This is a genomic window from Pseudoalteromonas sp. D15MCD-2 (assembly GCF_038562745.1).
Lineage (GTDB): Bacteria > Pseudomonadota > Gammaproteobacteria > Enterobacterales > Alteromonadaceae > Pseudoalteromonas.
Map to the genome: position 1 here is coordinate 121,308 of NZ_JBCFQE010000002.1, position 15,791 is coordinate 137,098.

The following is a 15,791-nucleotide window of genomic DNA, read 5'->3' on the forward strand; positions in this document are numbered from 1 at the left end:
CAAGTAGTGTGGCTTTATCACTATCTGATAAACAAGACTCTAAAATGCCATTTAAGCAGCGTTTTTGAACTAAAATGAACTGCTCACTACTTCTATATGACATTCCAAACATAGTACTTGTGTAGCCTAATATGCCAAACAAGAGTCCTTTCAAAATCCTTTCATACATTTATTAGACACCCTAAACTTTCATGTGAATATAATTTTATAGTGATCTTCCCCTGAACAACTACTCCTTTATTCGATAACCCTTTACTAAAGATTCGTTTTAAATTGACTGACGGCCTCAACCACTTCTTTAGCACCTTTTTGAATATCATCGATTACACTTCCTGCGCTATTAGATAACTCTAATGCATCTTTTGCTTCTACTAGACTAGATTCAATTTGAGTTACCGCATCTTGTGTTAGTACTTTATTTTCAGTCACGACACCTATTATCTGCTCAGTAGCGGCACTCGTTCTTGAAGCAAGCTGCCTTACTTCATCAGCCACAACAGAAAAACCGCGTCCTTGCTCTCCAGCTCTTGCAGCTTCTATTGCAGCATTGAGAGCAAGAAGATTAGTTTGGTCTGCAATACCTTTAATACTATCGACCAAGTCAGCTACTTTAGCTGACTGTACATCTAATTTATTGATACCTTCACTGGCTGTTTCGAGTTTCTTAGAGAGGGCTTTCATCGTTGATATTGTTTGCTTAACAACTTCTAAACCGTTTTCTGCATCTGCGTCTGTTTGCTTTGAAATATCGTAAGCAATCTCTGCAGTCTGTGAGATTGCTTGCTCTCTTTTCATTTGTTCTGTAATGACAGTCGCGAACTTAGCAACTTTATATAAATCACCATTGTCGTCATGAATTGGGTTATATGATGCTTCAAGCCATACCTCATTACCGTGGCTATCAATCCTTTTAAAACGATCTGAAATAAAGCGCCCTTGCTTCAGCTCAGACCAAAACTGTTTATAAGCACTCGATTCAACTTCATGTGGATCACAAAACATACTGTGGTGCTTTCCTAGTATTTGATCTTGAGAGTACCCCATGGCTTTCAAAAAGTTATCGTTAGCATTGAGTATTATGCCATCCAGGCTAAATTCAATCACAGCAGAAGAGCGACTGAGGGCAGTAAGCATATCTTCTTTCTCTCTTGATTGAGAGATGGTTCTTGTCAGTTCAGCTGAATACACGGCAAGTTCGCCATTTATTGGTTGTAAAATGCTCCTGAGCCATAGTTCACGACCTGTATTAGTTTGTAATTGTAAGGCGCCGTGCCAATGGTTTAACTTATTTATTGCCGAGAGTAATTTTTGTGTGTGGGGTTTATTAATTGATTTTTTTAGGAGCAAATCATTTAAGTTTTTACCAATTAGATCATTCGCTTGAAGGTCTAGCGCTGCTGCAAATCGCTCATTTACTTCAATGATGGTGCTATTTTTGTTCAGTAGAAAATACAACATCTCTTCTTTGAGCTCATGCTTTATGTTTTCGTATTCAGCAGCCTGCTCTTTTAAATAAATATTTTCGGATAACAGTTTGCGATTAGTAAACCACATTAGGTATGTTCCTTTGGATTATGAACTCAAGATTTGACTAATTTTTATCATCATACAAATATAATTGGTTATTAAAAGTACATTAAGATGAATGGGTACAAAGAGAAGTTAGAAACCATGTAAGTTAACTCTAAGCTCCAAACATAGTTTACAAAGAGCTTATTTACTGCTGGAGGATTATAAAAGATCACTTTTTCTAGTTCAGAGCCTTATATTATCGTTGGCAATACGCTTTCGCATTACCACAATAGAAAGTATTTTTGCGTACAACTCCCTCTCTTGTATTTTCAGTGTGAACTCTGTCTATTGAGTAAAAAACCACCAACTTATAAAACAAAAAACGAACCCTAAGGTTCGTTTTACTTTTAACTCTAACAGTCTCAGCGGCGCTCTTACTCATGAATATGAGTAAGAGCTAAGTGCTCTAGCCTGCTGTATTTTGGTCTAGTTTAAAAATTATATTTTAAGCTAACCTTATAATTTAATGGCTCACCTGGTTGAGTCCAAATTGCAGAGTATGAATTAGCGTAATAAGTTTTATCCAATACGTTATTTACAACAAACTGTAAGCTCAAATCATCATTAACGTGGTAATTTGCAAACAGATTTACCAAGGTATATGAAGGTAAATAATAGGTAGGATCAATCGCTTCACCTAAACGTTCACCAACATATTGAACAGACACACCAACCGTTGAATTCGAATCGATTAAATCGCTAAGACCTCGTTTAATTTGTGCATTGGCACTGTGCTTTGGAATATTCAGTAAAGGGCTACCTTTTGGCAAACTAACCCACCAATCGGTATTAACCGTATCTTTTGCTGTTTTGGCATCAGTATAAGTGTATGCAAGATCAAACGAAGTTTGGCTAGTAATATTACCGTGTAAGTCTAGTTCAACACCATCACTTGTAACCTCGCCTAGAGCCCTAGATACACCTGCTTGTAAGTCTGTGCTTAGCATGTTGCTCTTTTGCGCATTAAATACTGTAAAGCTACCACTAACAATGTCGGTATTAAACTTAACTCCAACTTCAATAGAGGTTGTCTCTTCAGGCTCAAATGCTTCTCCATCAGCATCGAAACCGCTATTAGGTCTAAACCCTTCAGAGTAACTGCTATAAAATTGTAGGTCTTCAGAATGAGCATACACTAAACCTGCTCGAGGGCTGAATGTGCTTTTGTCAGCCTCTGAACGGGTTACGTTTTTATGGTTATCAATTCTTTGATCAAACCAATCGTAACGACCCCCAATTTGCATTTTCCATTTTTCAGTGATGTCGACTTGGTCTTGAATATAAATACCATAGCTATTCTGTACTTCTGTAGTGTCGAATAACAGTGAACCTTCAGGCGCCGTTTTACCATATTCAGGCTCATACATATTTATAGCGTAACTCGTGTCTTCGAGAGTCGGGCGATATCTGTACCAAACCTTATCAAAGTCAAACTTACTAGCATCAGCACCAATTAAAAGATGATGAGTGAAACCAGCAGCTTCTATACTGCCGCTGAGCTCCGAACGTACAGACATATAGTTAGTTTGAAAGTCACGTTGATTATGTTGTCTGCTCAGTGTCACGCCATCAATAAAATAAACTTGCCGACTGGGAGCAAGCTCAGCATCACTTGATTCGCTCAAAAACTCTGAATCGCTATAACTAATACCTGTTAGAAGCGACCATTCTCCTAATTGATGCTCAAGGGTAAGCTGATGAGAAATAGCCTTAACTTCTGTAGGTTTATCACTTGGCTCACCTAAAAAAGTTTCAATGGGTAGTGCATCAATTTTACCATCTACAGCAACAATACCTCGATCGAAAGTTAAACTTTGATCAACGTACTCTAGCTCATAATTCAACTTCGTTTTATCTGAAATTAGCCATAAAATTGAAGGTGTTAATACCGTTTTTTCCGATTCATGGTAGTCTCTAAAACCTTCACTATCTTCAACTGCACCATTAACTCTAAAGGCCACTTGGTCCGTAATTGCGTTAGTATAGTCGCCTTCTGCGCGATAACTTTGCCAGCTACCAGCTGTCACTTTTACATAGCCTTGTTGTTCAAACTGCGGTTTTTTTGTAATGATATTAATCGTACCGCCAGGCTCAGAGCGTCCATAAAGTGCAGAGCCAGTTCCTTTCATGATTTCGACATAATCAATATTACTCGTATCACGAACACCGCTAAAGCTACGTCCAGACGAGAAACCGTTAATTAAAAAGCCTGATGGAATATTCTCATCGCCCACTAAACCACGTATAGCGAAGCTTTCCCATAAACCACCAAAATCATTTTGTTCTGAAATACTTGGAGTTAAATCGAAAATGTCACTTAAGGTGGTTACACCAGCCTCATGAAGTGTGTCTGATGAAATAAACTCGACAGATTGTGGCTGCTCATTTAAAGGAACATCCCCACGAAAAGCTTGTCTTACACCCGACACAGATATTTTTTCTATGTCTGATGGCTCTGTAGTGGCATATACGGAAGATGTAAAAATTGCGCTAATCATGATTGAAAGGGCTGATTTTTGGTATCTGTTCATTCTATCTCTCAGGTATGAATGTAGTTATTCAATAAAGCTTGTAGTTATTAGGTAAGGGCTTACATTATCAATTATCTGTATACGCAATTAATAATACTTATCATTTATAGTATGATATACAATTAAACAGCCGAGAACTAGCCTCGCAAACAACAGAAATTAAAAAACTTAAATCAACGCTCGATTTATAAACACTTAGAGAAAAAAATGAACAAAGTTACTTTAGCCTGCATTACATTAGCTATATCAATTTCCAGCATTTACACCGCAAAAACACAAGCACATGCAATATGGTTTGCTGAGCGCTCATCACAACTAGCACTGATATATGGTGAAGGCGCACAAGATTTAGACACCGTTAAGCGCCAAGACAAAGTTAAAACAGTTACTGGCTATAACAAAAATTGGCAAAAACAAAGTGTAAAACTTGTTGAGTCAGGACATATGATGATACTGAGCGATAACACGGTTTATGCTGTTACAGGAATGCTAGATAACGGTTTATGGAGCAAAACTAAAGATGGTAAATGGTTTGCTAGTGGCCGTGATCAAATCCCTGATGCAGTTTTAAGCGAGCATACAAAAAAACATGCTGTACACTTGCGTGGCCCTCTTACAGAAATTCCTCAACTTAAAGAACAACAGTTACAAATTATCCCAATAGGTGAGAACTTTTCAGATCAAAAAGGTGCATTGGTTAGTTATCGCATAATATTTAATGGTAAGGCAGTTCAAGGCGCTAAAGTGATTAATGATATTGTGAACGACCCAGATCAAAAGCCTCTGATAAGCAATCATGAAGGCGTGGTGACATTGCCACTACGTAATCAAGGTTTAAACGTAGTTGCCGCAATATATGATGAAAAAAGTACCAATCTCGCTGTATTTGATAAGACCGAGCACTTAGCAACACTTTCATTTGTTTTACCCCATGCTGAAGAGTAGTTTTTAATTAGCTACTTATATTCAAACAAAACTTTGTGGGCCTAGACTTACAATAAGTCTAGGCCCTTATGCACTTTTAGTGGCCCTTTAAATAAGTGAGTAGCACGCTACTCCTCCGCTGCACTTAAGCCTCACCTAGTGTTGTTGTAAATTACAAGTTTAATTATTACAGTAGAAAGCATGTTTACGAACAGTTCTAAACTTCTACGTTAAGGTGCACATTTCAACTTAAAAATTCACAAGTAAAACCGAGTCCCACCATTCCATTTAATCAATCACTACAATCTTTTTATTCCATTTTAAAGATGAACAATAATGAGCAATACTAAAATCATCAAATTATGAGAGTTAGGGTATTCAAAATGATTAAGACAGTTACTTTTGCAATGATGCACTTCGCAATCGCTTTTGCAGTGACTTATTTTTTAACCGGTAGTTTTTTAATTGGTGGCTTGGTTGCTATTGTTGAGCCAGCTGTAAACACTGTTGCGTTTTACTTTCACGAAAAAGTGTGGCGTAAAGTTGAAACTCAGAATAACTTTAAACAAGATTCAGATGGGATAATGTTTGCATAAGAATTAACTAGATTAAATTGGCTCACAAACCAACGAATATCCCCATATTACACCTCGAACTGTAAATTAAGCTTTGCCACTAGAGCCGGTGGCAGAGCTTCAGACCAAAACGGCTAAAACTGTTTTTAATTAATAACCGAAATTAATGAGCCTTTTGATTATTCTTAGTAAAAGAGTGCAAGGCTTCCCCTCCTTAGATACATGCCAAGCCACGCTAAATAAATAAGTATATAACTATGAATTTAAAGGAAAAAATAGCAATCCATTTAACTATATTTTATTAAATATAAACTCTTAATAGCGAGCTAATGCCCTCCAATTTAGAGCTAATACTCAAATTAGGCTTGCAATTATCGCTTTTCAGCTTACACTCGTACGCCAAGTGAGCGTACACCTGTAAGCTATAGGCGAAAAATGAGAGCGTTATTAAATTCATTATCAAAACATTTACTGCATCATCAATCATGGGCTGGGTACTGGGAGCCGGTGGTTCAGTGCTTTAAACCTGGCTGGCGCGAAGGCTACTTTCGTGCACAAGTAAAACATGTACAGGTGTTTGCTGAACAAAGCGTTGAGGTGATTATTGAGCCAGAAAAAACATGGCCAGTTCATCAAGCAGGCCAGCACATTGCGTTAACAATACAAACGAATGGTCGACTGCTAACGCGTGTATTTACCATCGCAAGCGAACCACAACTGGCAAGGCAGCAGCGACAAATTCGTTTATTGATCCGCAGCCAAGAGAGCGGCGCATTTACGTCAAAGCTAACAAACTTGAGGCCAGGGCAATGGCTTAATATTTCTGAGCCTAAAGGCCAGTTTGTTATGCCAAATACCGCGCGTTCTTTAATCATGCTTGCCGGTGGCTCAGGCATTACGCCATTTATAGCCATGCTTAAATCAATACCTGCTGATAGCAAACAAACTATAACCCTGCTTTATTATGCAAAGCCGAACAGCCACTGGCTTAAAGATGAACTTGAGCAACTAAAGCAATCGCTGAGCAATTTTGATTATCACTTACTTGAGCGCAACAAAGATGGCGATGCGACAACATGGCTGACAACAAATACGCATAAACACTGGTTAGTGTGCGGCCCAGCAGCTTTGTATAAGCAAGCAGCCGCTTTAGCTAAGCAATTAAATACGCCTATAGACAGTGAGCATTTCAGTGCAGTCCCTGCTGTTTTAGCAACCTCTGATAAGCACGAACTAACACTCACTCATCAGGGCAAAACATTCACTATTGATAACCAACAAACCTTACTGACTCATTTACAAGCGAATGAACAACCGGTGTCAGTTGGCTGTGGTATGGGAATTTGCCATCAATGCCAATGCGTTAAAAAGCAAGGCATCGTGCGTGATATTCGTACCGGTGAGCTCTCTGATAGCTCAGAGCAATTAATTCAACTTTGCATATCGCAACCTGTCAGTGACGTGGAGTTATCAGCATGAACACAACAAAAACAGTCAATTTTGAAAAATTAGCAGCTCAACTCGATAGCGTTAAAGCAGATGTAAAATCAAAACTCGGTGAGCAAGATGCAAAATACATTCGCCGCGTTATTGTTTGCCAGCGAGTGTTTGAATGGGGTGGCCGAGTTTTATTAATGCTAGGCTTTATTCAGCCTGTTTTATGGCTAGTGGGTGTGCTTAGTTTAACCACAGCAAAAATCCTCGATAACATGGAAATTGGCCACAATGTGATGCATGGCCAATACGACTGGATGAATGATAAATACATAAATTCAAAGTCTTACGAGTGGGATATAGCGTGCGATGGGGCTAGTTGGAACCGTGTTCACAACTACGAGCACCACACCTATACCAATATTATTGGTAAAGATCGCGACTTTGGCTATGGATTACTTCGCTTATCGAATGACTTTCGTTGGCGGGTAAAAAACCTATGGCAATTTGTTACTTACCTATTACTCAGTGTGCTGTTCCAATGGGGAGTGTCGTACCATGAAATGGCAGCCGAGCGAGTATTTTTTGGCAAGAAAAAAGATGACCGCGATTACAAAGTACCGCACAGCGAACTGAAAAAGCGCTTTTTTAGTAAAGGTGCGCGCCAGCTAGTGAAAGACTACCTGCTCTTTCCACTGATTGCTGGGCCTTTATTTTTGTGGGTTTTGGCGGGCAACCTAGCGGCTAATTTATTACGTAACCTGTGGACCTCAACCATTATCTTTTGCGGGCACTTTACCGGTGAAGTTGAAACATTTAACCAGCAAGACTGCGAAAATGAATCACAAGGTCAGTGGTATTACCGCCAAGCGTTGGGCTCATCAAATATCAAAGGCGGTAACCTGTTTCATGTAATGACTGGGCACTTGAGCTATCAAATAGAGCATCACTTATTCCCCGATTTACCCGCAAAACGCTACCGCGAAATTGCCCCTAAGGTACAAGCTATCTTTAAAGAACACGGTATCCACTACAATACCGGCGGCTTCTTTCGCCAGTACTTTTCTGTCGTAAAACGAATTGTGCGCTACTCTTTTCCGTAATTGATAAACGCCAGTGCATAGCGCTGGCTTTTTTATAAATAATTTTATGGCAAGGAATTAGCTTCGAGAATCAGTTCGTTAATTTCTAACTGTAATTCATCATCTGCTGTTTGTTCCGTGAAAGTTAAAGCTGTATTGGCAAGGTTTAGTGCTTGGGCCTTATCGGCTTTCACTAGGTAATTCTCTGCAATCGCAAAATTAATCGACGCTAAATAATCCTCTAGTTTGAATAGCATTGCTAACTCTAGCGCCTTGAAATAATAGCTAAGTGCAATTTCTGGATTATGATAGGTAAAGTCAGCGAGCGTTTCCCACTGAAACGGATGATCAAGCGGTGTGCCTGCAAACTTGTCGCAGATTTCTTTTATTTGATTGTACGCCACCCACTCTTGTTGTTTATTGTTAGCATTAACAATATCAAGCGCAAGTTGATGAATCGCCTCATAATGAGGTGGCTTTTTAATTGATTCAACCTCTCCAAATTGTTCCTTATGCATTCCCTGCCCTCTCTAAGCTAATTAAATCTCATTCGATTCAGACCAAACCCGTAACTCATCGAGTATATGCAGTGCTGAGCGGCCAAAATCAGTAAGTTCATAGGTCACTGCTATCGGGCGGGTGCTAATAACATGACGGGTGATCATCGCTCTACTTTCAAGCTCTTTTAGGCGCTGGTCTATCATCTTTTTGCTTGCACCACCGAGCATGCGCGTTAAATCATTAAAGCGCACAGGGCCATCTTTTAAATGATAGATAATAGAGCCCGTCCATTTACCGCCAATCAAACGCATGCCTTTTTCAATAGCACACGGCTCCATGCAAGCATTTAAAACTTTTTTTCTACCCTTACTATCTGTTTCTACTGAACTTTCCAAAACAACCTCGCGTTTTTCAGCCTAGTTACAAAAAGGTGACTGGTTGATTAAATAACCTAGGTTACTATTATATACCACGGAATGTATTTTGAACACGATAAAGTAATTAGCAAACGGATACTCAACTATGAAAAACGTATTAATTATTAACGCACATCACTATTACCCTTTTTCTGAAGGTAAGTTAAATGCTGCTTTAATCGAAAAAGCCGACGCTTTTTTTCAAGCAAAAGGCTATCAAACTCGTGTGGTTAATACACAAGACGAATTTGATGTAGAAACTGAACTTGAGAACCATCAATGGGCAGATATCGTCTTTTTGCAATCACCTATTAATTGGATGGGCATGACTTGGTCATTCAAAAAATACATGGATGAAGTGTACACAGCAGGCATGGGTGGAGCGCTTTGCCATGGTGATGGTCGCCATCAAGACAATCCAAAAGCCAATTACGGTAAAGGCGGCACCTTAAATAACACTCAATATATGATGTCGCTGACCTTAAATGCACCTGCAGAATCATTTGCAGATGCCGCTGACTTTTTTGAAGGTAAAAGTGTTGATGACCTTGTTTTCCCAATGCATATGAACTTTAAATTCTTCGGTATGCAAGGGTTACCTACTTTCGCCTGTTATGACGTGATGAAAAATGCAGACATCGAGAGCGACTTTGCGCGCTTTGAAAAACACTTAAACGAAATTTTTTAAGGAACACTCATGAGTAACGAATCTGTTTATAGCAATAAACTCCATCCGGGCAGTGCATTTCCTAGTATTAGTGCTGCACTTTTGAATGGTGAAAAGACTGTTCTTGGTCAACCTCAACACAGTGCAAGCTGGCAGCTTGTTGTTGTTTATCGTGGTAAGCATTGCCCTTTATGTACTCGCTATTTAAACAGCCTCGAGCAGTACAAAGCTGCGCTATTAGAAACGGGTGTTGATGTAATTGCTGTTTCAGGCGATAGCAAAGAGCAGTTAGAAGCGCATTTAGAGCAGTTATCAGTGTCATTTTCACTTGCTTACGGTTTGACTACAGAGCAAATGAAAACATTAGGTACTTACATATCTGATCCCCGTTCACCGCAAGAAACAGATCACCCTTTCGCAGAGCCTGCACTGTTTGTGGTTAACGAGCAAGGTAATGTACATGTGGTTGATTATTCTAATAACCCATTTGTAAGACCTGATTTAGCAACCTTGGTAAGTGGGCTTAACTGGATACGCGATCCAAAAAATAACTACCCAATTCGCGGTATGCATAAGTAGAGAGTAGCCATGAGCAAATTTACAACTTTGCTGATTGGCTTGGTGAGCATAATAATGTGCTCGCCACATGCCTTTTCAGCACAACTCCCCCATGCACATATTGCTTCACCTAATCACTATGAAGTATTGCTAGATAACAGTGACGTACTTGTTTTGCGTATGACTTTAGCACCAGGTGAGCAAGATAATTGGCATAAGCATAATGCTGAAACTGTCTACTTTGAGACAGGTGGTAAGGCAACCATCAGTACAAAAGAGTCACAAACAACACTTGAGATCCCCAATGGCTATGTGATGTGGCATGACGCATGGACTCACCAAGTCAAAAATGAAGGTGAAACCACCATCACTGCAATTATTGTTGAGAGCAAATAGGTAGGAGCAATTATGGCATTAGAAAACCACCCTATGTGGCGCTTACCTAAGCATCACCTAGATTTAAAAAGTTCACATGACCATGTTCATTGGGTTGAATTATTTTATGACCTTATTCATGTGGTAATCATTTTTCTGCTAGGTAATTTTTTAAGCGACCACTTACATTTAAGTGGTTTTCTTACTTTTGCAGGTTTATTCATCACCGTATGGTTCGCGTGGGCTGACTCCAGCGTTTTTAACTCACTCTATGTCAGTACAGATGTAAAACATCGGCTGATCATGGCCTGCCAAATTGTCACCGCCATGGTTATGGCAGCCTCTATTCCCCATGTACTTGACAAAGGCTGGACATATTTTGCATTGGCCTATGCAGCTAACCGACTTATTACAGCGTATTTATTTCATCGCACCAATCAATTAGGGATCGAATCAACAAAATTAGCACGCAGTGTGAGCCGTAACTACTTTGCTCTTGCCATTATCTTCGCAACCACAGCTTTTATGCCTGCACCCTATAGTTATTGGGTATTTGGCACTGCGATTGCCGCTATCCAAGTTTTATATATGGCTCCAAAAATTGGTGTACTTGAAAATAAACGTTTTTTACCACGCCTTGGGCATATGTCTGAGCGCTTTGCCCTTTTACTGCTCATTGTCTTAGGCGAAGGTTTCTTTAAATTGGTGATTACTTTATCAGAAAAAGGAATTTATAAAGTCGACCCCTCTGTACTAGCTAACTTTATGTTTGGCGGTATTGCAGTATTTGTGCAATGCTGGATTTACTTTGACTTTGTTGGCAATGGTAAACCTAAAAATCAGCATAAATGGACACTCGTAAGTTGGTGGTTAGCACACCTATTTTTAATGTTATGTGCAGTTATGGTTGGCGTTGCACTCGCCGGCGAAGTGAAAGCTGGGTTTTGGCAACCTTACCCACTTAAATATGGGGTCATTGGCTGTGTAGGGTTAGCAGGCTACTTATTGAGTTTATTGTGGATCCAGTTAATGATCGAACACCGTGTAGCGCATCGTTTTGCAACAGCTAAAGTAAGAATGTTTGGCCTTATACTCGCTTTGGTTACTATTCCTATTTTACCTCATGTACCTTCGCTCATTGGCAACATACTTTGGGGCACTGCACTGATTTCACAAATTGCCTACCCAGTCACTCGCGCATACTTTACCCTTTCAAAAGAAGAAGCTAATTCATAAAGATTAAAACACCTTTGCAAAAACAACAAAGGTGTTTTGTTATCCCTGCTGTTTTTCGCAAAAAAAATTAGCGCCACAATACCCTCATTACTTAACCATAAATCACTTTCAGGGCCGCATTAAATTGTTAAGTTTCGCTTAGCTATGCCCCTTAAAGTTTGGAGTCATAATGAGTTTTGATAAATTAGCACATAAGCCATTCTCAATTGGTGTTGAACTTCCACTTGATAATGACTGGGCAAATTTCAAACAACAATCAAATCAATCATTTGGGATCCCTGATTTAGCTAACCATGAATCACGTGTTCAACTTGCTGATGAGCTTGGCTATGTTGCGGCATGGGTTCGCGACGTGCCGATTTATGACCCTCAATTTGGTGATGCTGCCCAAGTTTATGAAACTTTCAGCTACCTTGGCTATTTAGCAGCTAAAACCAAGAATATATTACTTGGCACCGCAGCGGTTGTATTGCCATTGCGCCAACCTTGGCTTGTTAAAAAGGCAGCAAATACTGTGCAAGCGCTAAGTAATGATCGGCTAATTTTAGGTGTTGCCAGTGGTGATAGACCCATTGAATACCCTTTATTCGATATTAATTTTGCAAGCCGTGGTGAGCAACTACGTGAATCTGTTTCGCTACTTAAAGGCGCCCCTAAGCGACCTTTAGAAGCGGGTCAAAAGCTACTACCAGAAGTGAAAGATTTCCCACTTTATGTAGCAGGTCTTGCTCAGCAAAGCCCTCAATGGGTTGGCGAAAACATGGACGGCTGGCTTGCTTACCCAGGCACACCTGATGATCATCAAAAGCGTGTCGCCTTGTGGCGAGATGTCGCAGGTAATAAGCCGTACGTTAGTTTTATTCATTTAAATTTATTAGATGATCCTGATGCACCTATAAAACGTCACCGTTTTGGGGTTGAAACAGGCGTCAACGGACTCATCTCAGAGCTAAAGGCAATGAAAAATGCCGGTGTGAATCACATTGGCCTGCATTTTAGACGTAACGAATTACCCATCGAATGGGCATTAAAGCACATCGGCGAACATGTTTTGCCCAAGTTCCATAATTAAGGAGTTATGATGTCACAATCAATTATGCCAAAACTGGGTTTTGGTACATTTAGATTACAAGACGAAGTTGCATATCAAAGTGTGCTAACAGCTATTGAAGAGGGCTTTAGACACATCGACACCGCGCAAATTTACGGTAACGAAGAAGCTGTTGGCCGAGCGATTAAAGACAGTGGTGTTGCACGTGGTGAGTTATTTATTACCACCAAAGTATGGAATGATAAGTTAAATAAAACGGACTTTATTAACAGCGTAAAAGAGAGCCTGACTAAACTACAACTAGATCACGTCGACTTACTGCTTATTCATTGGCCAAGCCCAGCCAATGGCGAAAGCATGCATGAGTATTTAACCGAGTTACAATCAGCAAAAGAGCTTGGTTTAACGAAAGAAATTGGTGTTTCAAACTTTACCATTGCACAAATGGAAGAAGCCTTAAGTATTTTGCCAAAAGGCGCGTTATTTACCAATCAAGTTGAAGTTCACCCCTACCTAACCAACCAAAAAGTACGTGATTTTTGTGCGCAAAACGACATTCTCGTTACTGGCTATATGCCATTTGCGGTAGGTAAAGTACTTAAAGATCCAACCATTAAAGCGATTGCAGACAAACACCAAGTGAGCACCGCTGAAGTGGTCATTGCTTGGGAATTAGCTCATGACATGGTGACGATACCGTCATCGACCAAACGCGAAAATATGGCTACCAACTTAAAAGCCCTTTCGTTTAGCTTAAGCCAAGACGAGATCAATCAAATTGATGCCCTTAGTTGCGGCGACAGGCAAGCAAACCCGGATTTTGCTCCTGACTGGGATCATGATGAAGTAAAGACAACTCATGCTTGGCAGTTTCAAGGTGCTGATAAAGCACTCGCTTTGGGATTAAAAGCTGTACCAGCACTTAAAGCAGGGCAAATTTTAGTCCGAAATCTAGCGGTTGGCATCAATCCAGTTGATTGGAAGTTTATTCAAGCTGATCCTATTAATTGGACAGATACACATACACCTGGCGTAGACGGTGCTGGGGTTATTGAGCAGGTAGGCGATGGTGTCGATAGCAAACTAATCGGTAAAACAGTCGCTTATCATCATAGTTTGAGTGAAAACGGTAGCTTTGCTAAACACACAGTACTTTATGCAGAGCGTGTTATGCAGGTGCCAAAAGGGTTAGCTGCTAATGTTGCTGCTGCATTACCTTGCCCACTGCTTACTGCATGGCAAGCTTTTAGCAAAATACCATTACGCAAAGATGAAAAAGTATTAGTAACCGGCATGGGAGCTGTTAATAAACTGCTTACACAAATGCTGAATCACAGTGGCTTTGAAGTACATGCTTTATCAAAAAGCCTAACGACTGAGCAAGCCGAAAAGCTTGGCGTTAAGTTAGTATTACGCGACGCGCCTTCTGAGGGTGGCTACTTTGCACTCTTTGATGCTAATGGTCCTGAAGAAGCTAAAAAGTTAGTGCCACTTCTACAGGCAAATGGTCATGTGATCAGTATTTTAGGACGCATTGAAACACCAGTCGATGAGCCATTCACGCGCACTATTTCTTATCATGAAATTGCCCTTGGTGCATTACATGATTATGGTGATACACAGCAATGGCAACGCCTTGTAAGTGATGGAGAAAAGCTCCTTAATGACATTGCTTCGGGTACTTTAAATGTTGAAGAACCCACTGACTTTGAATTTAACAATCTCAACGATGCCCTTGAGTTTTCTAAAGTTCAAAAGCAAAAAGCCGTTGTAGTTATTTAATTGTTATGGTGAAGGCCTCTTTTGAGGCCTTTTTATTTTATTCTGCTGTTTCTTTAGGTGTATTGTTGAATACAGCTAGATGATAAATAATCACTAAATTCGCTATAAACCACAGATCTTTAATTACAAACTGACCTAATCGCTCAAACACTGTAACGCTGCTAAGCGCATTAGGTGCGGTAATTAAAAATGTTTGTGTCATGATAAATACCGAGCAACAGGCTAGTCCAGCAAGTAAAATAAGTTTCGCATTTCTGATATACAAGCCAACACCTAACAGCGCCACACTCAAAATATCAAATACGCCAATCGCATTTGATGCTCCTTGCACGCTAAAAACAATATACAACCAAGACATAAACGGTGAAGATTCAACAAGGCTAACAATCGCATTTGCTTCAAAAGCAAAAAACTTCATGGCGCCAATCCAAACCAACACTAATGCTACCGATACATAATTTAAGGCAATATGCGCTTTATCACTTAAAGCATCTTTATAAAACACAAATAAAAACAGCGGAATAACAGCAAAATACTTAATGATCCCCTGCCCCGACCCAATTACAGGAAAGCCCCCTTCACTTGCAAGCCAACGATTAGCGCCAAACAGCGTAATCAAACAGAGCAGTGATATAGCAAATGCAGTGATGCTCGGAAGCGCTCTATTAAGAAACCCTAAATGTGAATGAAGGCTGGTAATGCCAACAAAGCAAAATGCAAAGCCTGCGAGCATACTCATGATATGAGCTGGCACCTGAGCGTCTAATTTATAAAATGAAAAGATACTGCCAATGGCATTGGGATTTGCTCCCAAGATAAAAGACAAGCCCAATAACGAAAAACTGATGGTGATAATTGCAACCACTAAATTATTTGATGTACGTAAATTCATTTAAACCCCTCTCTACTGCTTGTTTAAAAGACCTTAGTTAGGGGTAAAAACATTCATAATTAAATAAAATACAAGAAAAGTCTGAGTATTAGTTTATCTAGGCAACTGAAAAACCGAGAAAAAATCGACACTATTTGCTGTTATTTAGGAAAAAAGAAATCGGTATAACTCATATAAGCAATTTTGTTCAAGTTT

At 39.8% G+C, this 15,791-nt stretch carries 15 protein-coding genes and 1 pseudogene; 11 read left to right on the forward strand and 5 right to left on the reverse strand.

All coding sequences use genetic code 11. The annotated features are described in order from the left end of the window. Nucleotides 1–255: 255 nt before the first annotated feature. Together AADY36_RS17300 and AADY36_RS17305 are read right to left on the reverse strand one after the other, a co-directional pair. A complete protein-coding gene (locus AADY36_RS17300; protein WP_054562608.1) occupies nucleotides 256–1,554 on the reverse strand; it encodes a PAS domain-containing methyl-accepting chemotaxis protein in 1,299 nt (432 codons plus the stop codon). A 449-nt stretch (nucleotides 1,555–2,003) separates the two neighbouring features. Beyond that, complete coding sequence (locus tag AADY36_RS17305) at nucleotides 2,004–4,103, reverse strand: TonB-dependent siderophore receptor (protein ID WP_342409339.1); 2,100 nt, start codon at nucleotides 4,101–4,103, stop codon at nucleotides 2,004–2,006. A gap of 207 nt (nucleotides 4,104–4,310) precedes the next feature. Here AADY36_RS17305 and AADY36_RS17310 point away from each other — a divergent pair, with 207 nt between their 5' ends. The 4 genes from AADY36_RS17310 (at nucleotide 4,311) to AADY36_RS17325 (ending at nucleotide 8,139) form a co-directional block, all read left to right on the forward strand. Next, on the forward strand, nucleotides 4,311–5,048 hold the full coding sequence (locus AADY36_RS17310; protein WP_342409340.1) for a DUF4198 domain-containing protein: 738 nt from the start codon (nucleotides 4,311–4,313) through the stop codon (nucleotides 5,046–5,048). A gap of 362 nt (nucleotides 5,049–5,410) precedes the next feature. Further along, the gene (locus tag AADY36_RS17315) at nucleotides 5,411–5,623 is read left to right on the forward strand and encodes a DUF2061 domain-containing protein (protein ID WP_054562611.1); all 213 of its coding nucleotides are present in this window, start codon (nucleotides 5,411–5,413) and stop codon (nucleotides 5,621–5,623) included. A gap of 414 nt (nucleotides 5,624–6,037) precedes the next feature. Continuing rightward, nucleotides 6,038–7,081, forward strand: a complete 1,044-nt coding sequence (locus AADY36_RS17320) for a flavin reductase family protein (protein WP_342409341.1) — start codon at nucleotides 6,038–6,040, stop codon at nucleotides 7,079–7,081. Next, nucleotides 7,078–8,139 carry a fatty acid desaturase family protein gene (locus tag AADY36_RS17325; RefSeq protein ID WP_054562612.1) on the forward strand — a complete coding sequence of 354 codons (1,062 nt, stop codon included), beginning with the start codon at nucleotides 7,078–7,080 and terminating at the stop codon, nucleotides 8,137–8,139. The genes AADY36_RS17320 and AADY36_RS17325 overlap by 4 nt, the downstream gene beginning before the upstream one ends. A 44-nt stretch (nucleotides 8,140–8,183) precedes the next feature. On the opposite strand, the gene AADY36_RS17330 is transcribed toward AADY36_RS17325, so the two are convergent. Continuing rightward, on the reverse strand, nucleotides 8,184–8,636 hold the full coding sequence (locus AADY36_RS17330) for a hypothetical protein (protein WP_342409342.1): 453 nt from the start codon (nucleotides 8,634–8,636) through the stop codon (nucleotides 8,184–8,186). A 21-nt stretch (nucleotides 8,637–8,657) separates the two neighbouring features. Next, nucleotides 8,658–9,014, reverse strand: coding sequence for a winged helix-turn-helix transcriptional regulator (locus tag AADY36_RS17335; protein WP_054553546.1), 357 nt, complete (start codon nucleotides 9,012–9,014; stop codon nucleotides 8,658–8,660). 127 nt (nucleotides 9,015–9,141) lie between these two features. Here AADY36_RS17335 and AADY36_RS17340 point away from each other — a divergent pair, with 127 nt between their 5' ends. From AADY36_RS17340 to AADY36_RS17370, 7 genes and pseudogenes are all read left to right on the forward strand, one after another. Further along, a complete protein-coding gene (locus AADY36_RS17340) occupies nucleotides 9,142–9,723 on the forward strand; it encodes an NAD(P)H-dependent oxidoreductase (protein WP_342409343.1) in 582 nt (193 codons plus the stop codon). A gap of 9 nt (nucleotides 9,724–9,732) precedes the next feature. Further along, a complete protein-coding gene (locus AADY36_RS17345) occupies nucleotides 9,733–10,281 on the forward strand; it encodes a redoxin domain-containing protein (protein ID WP_342409344.1) in 549 nt (182 codons plus the stop codon). A 9-nt stretch (nucleotides 10,282–10,290) separates the two neighbouring features. Continuing rightward, a complete protein-coding gene (locus AADY36_RS17350) occupies nucleotides 10,291–10,656 on the forward strand; it encodes a hypothetical protein (RefSeq protein ID WP_054562616.1) in 366 nt (121 codons plus the stop codon). Nucleotides 10,657–10,668: 12 nt separating this feature from the next. Further along, a complete protein-coding gene (locus AADY36_RS17355; protein WP_342409345.1) occupies nucleotides 10,669–11,871 on the forward strand; it encodes a low temperature requirement protein A in 1,203 nt (400 codons plus the stop codon). Nucleotides 11,872–12,040: 169 nt separating this feature from the next. Then, complete coding sequence (locus AADY36_RS17360; RefSeq protein ID WP_342409346.1) at nucleotides 12,041–12,943, forward strand: TIGR03571 family LLM class oxidoreductase; 903 nt, start codon at nucleotides 12,041–12,043, stop codon at nucleotides 12,941–12,943. 9 nt (nucleotides 12,944–12,952) lie between these two features. Then, nucleotides 12,953–13,759 (forward strand): annotated as a pseudogene (gene dkgB / locus AADY36_RS17365) (2,5-didehydrogluconate reductase DkgB); the annotation flags it as partial. Nucleotides 13,760–13,819: 60 nt separating this feature from the next. Then, on the forward strand, nucleotides 13,820–14,704 hold the full coding sequence (locus AADY36_RS17370) for an alcohol dehydrogenase catalytic domain-containing protein (RefSeq protein ID WP_342409649.1): 885 nt from the start codon (nucleotides 13,820–13,822) through the stop codon (nucleotides 14,702–14,704). A gap of 37 nt (nucleotides 14,705–14,741) precedes the next feature. Here the strand turns inward: AADY36_RS17370 and AADY36_RS17375 are convergent, their stop codons facing one another. Continuing rightward, entirely contained in the window at nucleotides 14,742–15,596 is an 855-nt protein-coding gene (locus tag AADY36_RS17375; protein ID WP_342409347.1) for a DUF417 family protein, read from the reverse strand. Nucleotides 15,597–15,791: the final 195 nt, after the last annotated feature.

What these genes read in the sequence shown, in the direction of transcription:
- AADY36_RS17355 (WP_342409345.1), top strand. Translation starts at nt 10,669, where the DNA reads ATGGCATTAGAAAACCACCCTATGTGGCGCTTACCTAAGCATCACCTA.
- AADY36_RS17350 (WP_054562616.1), top strand. Translation starts at nt 10,291, where the DNA reads ATGAGCAAATTTACAACTTTGCTGATTGGCTTGGTGAGCATAATAATG.
- AADY36_RS17340 (WP_342409343.1), top strand. Translation starts at nt 9,142, where the DNA reads ATGAAAAACGTATTAATTATTAACGCACATCACTATTACCCTTTTTCT.
- AADY36_RS17305 (WP_342409339.1), bottom strand. Translation starts at nt 4,103, where the DNA reads ATGAACAGATACCAAAAATCAGCCCTTTCAATCATGATTAGCGCAATT.
- AADY36_RS17300 (WP_054562608.1), bottom strand. Translation starts at nt 1,554, where the DNA reads ATGTGGTTTACTAATCGCAAACTGTTATCCGAAAATATTTATTTAAAA.
- AADY36_RS17375 (WP_342409347.1), bottom strand. Translation starts at nt 15,596, where the DNA reads ATGAATTTACGTACATCAAATAATTTAGTGGTTGCAATTATCACCATC.
- AADY36_RS17360 (WP_342409346.1), top strand. Translation starts at nt 12,041, where the DNA reads ATGAGTTTTGATAAATTAGCACATAAGCCATTCTCAATTGGTGTTGAA.
- AADY36_RS17345 (WP_342409344.1), top strand. Translation starts at nt 9,733, where the DNA reads ATGAGTAACGAATCTGTTTATAGCAATAAACTCCATCCGGGCAGTGCA.
- AADY36_RS17325 (WP_054562612.1), top strand. Translation starts at nt 7,078, where the DNA reads ATGAACACAACAAAAACAGTCAATTTTGAAAAATTAGCAGCTCAACTC.
- AADY36_RS17320 (WP_342409341.1), top strand. Translation starts at nt 6,038, where the DNA reads ATGAGAGCGTTATTAAATTCATTATCAAAACATTTACTGCATCATCAA.
- AADY36_RS17310 (WP_342409340.1), top strand. Translation starts at nt 4,311, where the DNA reads ATGAACAAAGTTACTTTAGCCTGCATTACATTAGCTATATCAATTTCC.
- AADY36_RS17315 (WP_054562611.1), top strand. Translation starts at nt 5,411, where the DNA reads ATGATTAAGACAGTTACTTTTGCAATGATGCACTTCGCAATCGCTTTT.
- AADY36_RS17330 (WP_342409342.1), bottom strand. Translation starts at nt 8,636, where the DNA reads ATGCATAAGGAACAATTTGGAGAGGTTGAATCAATTAAAAAGCCACCT.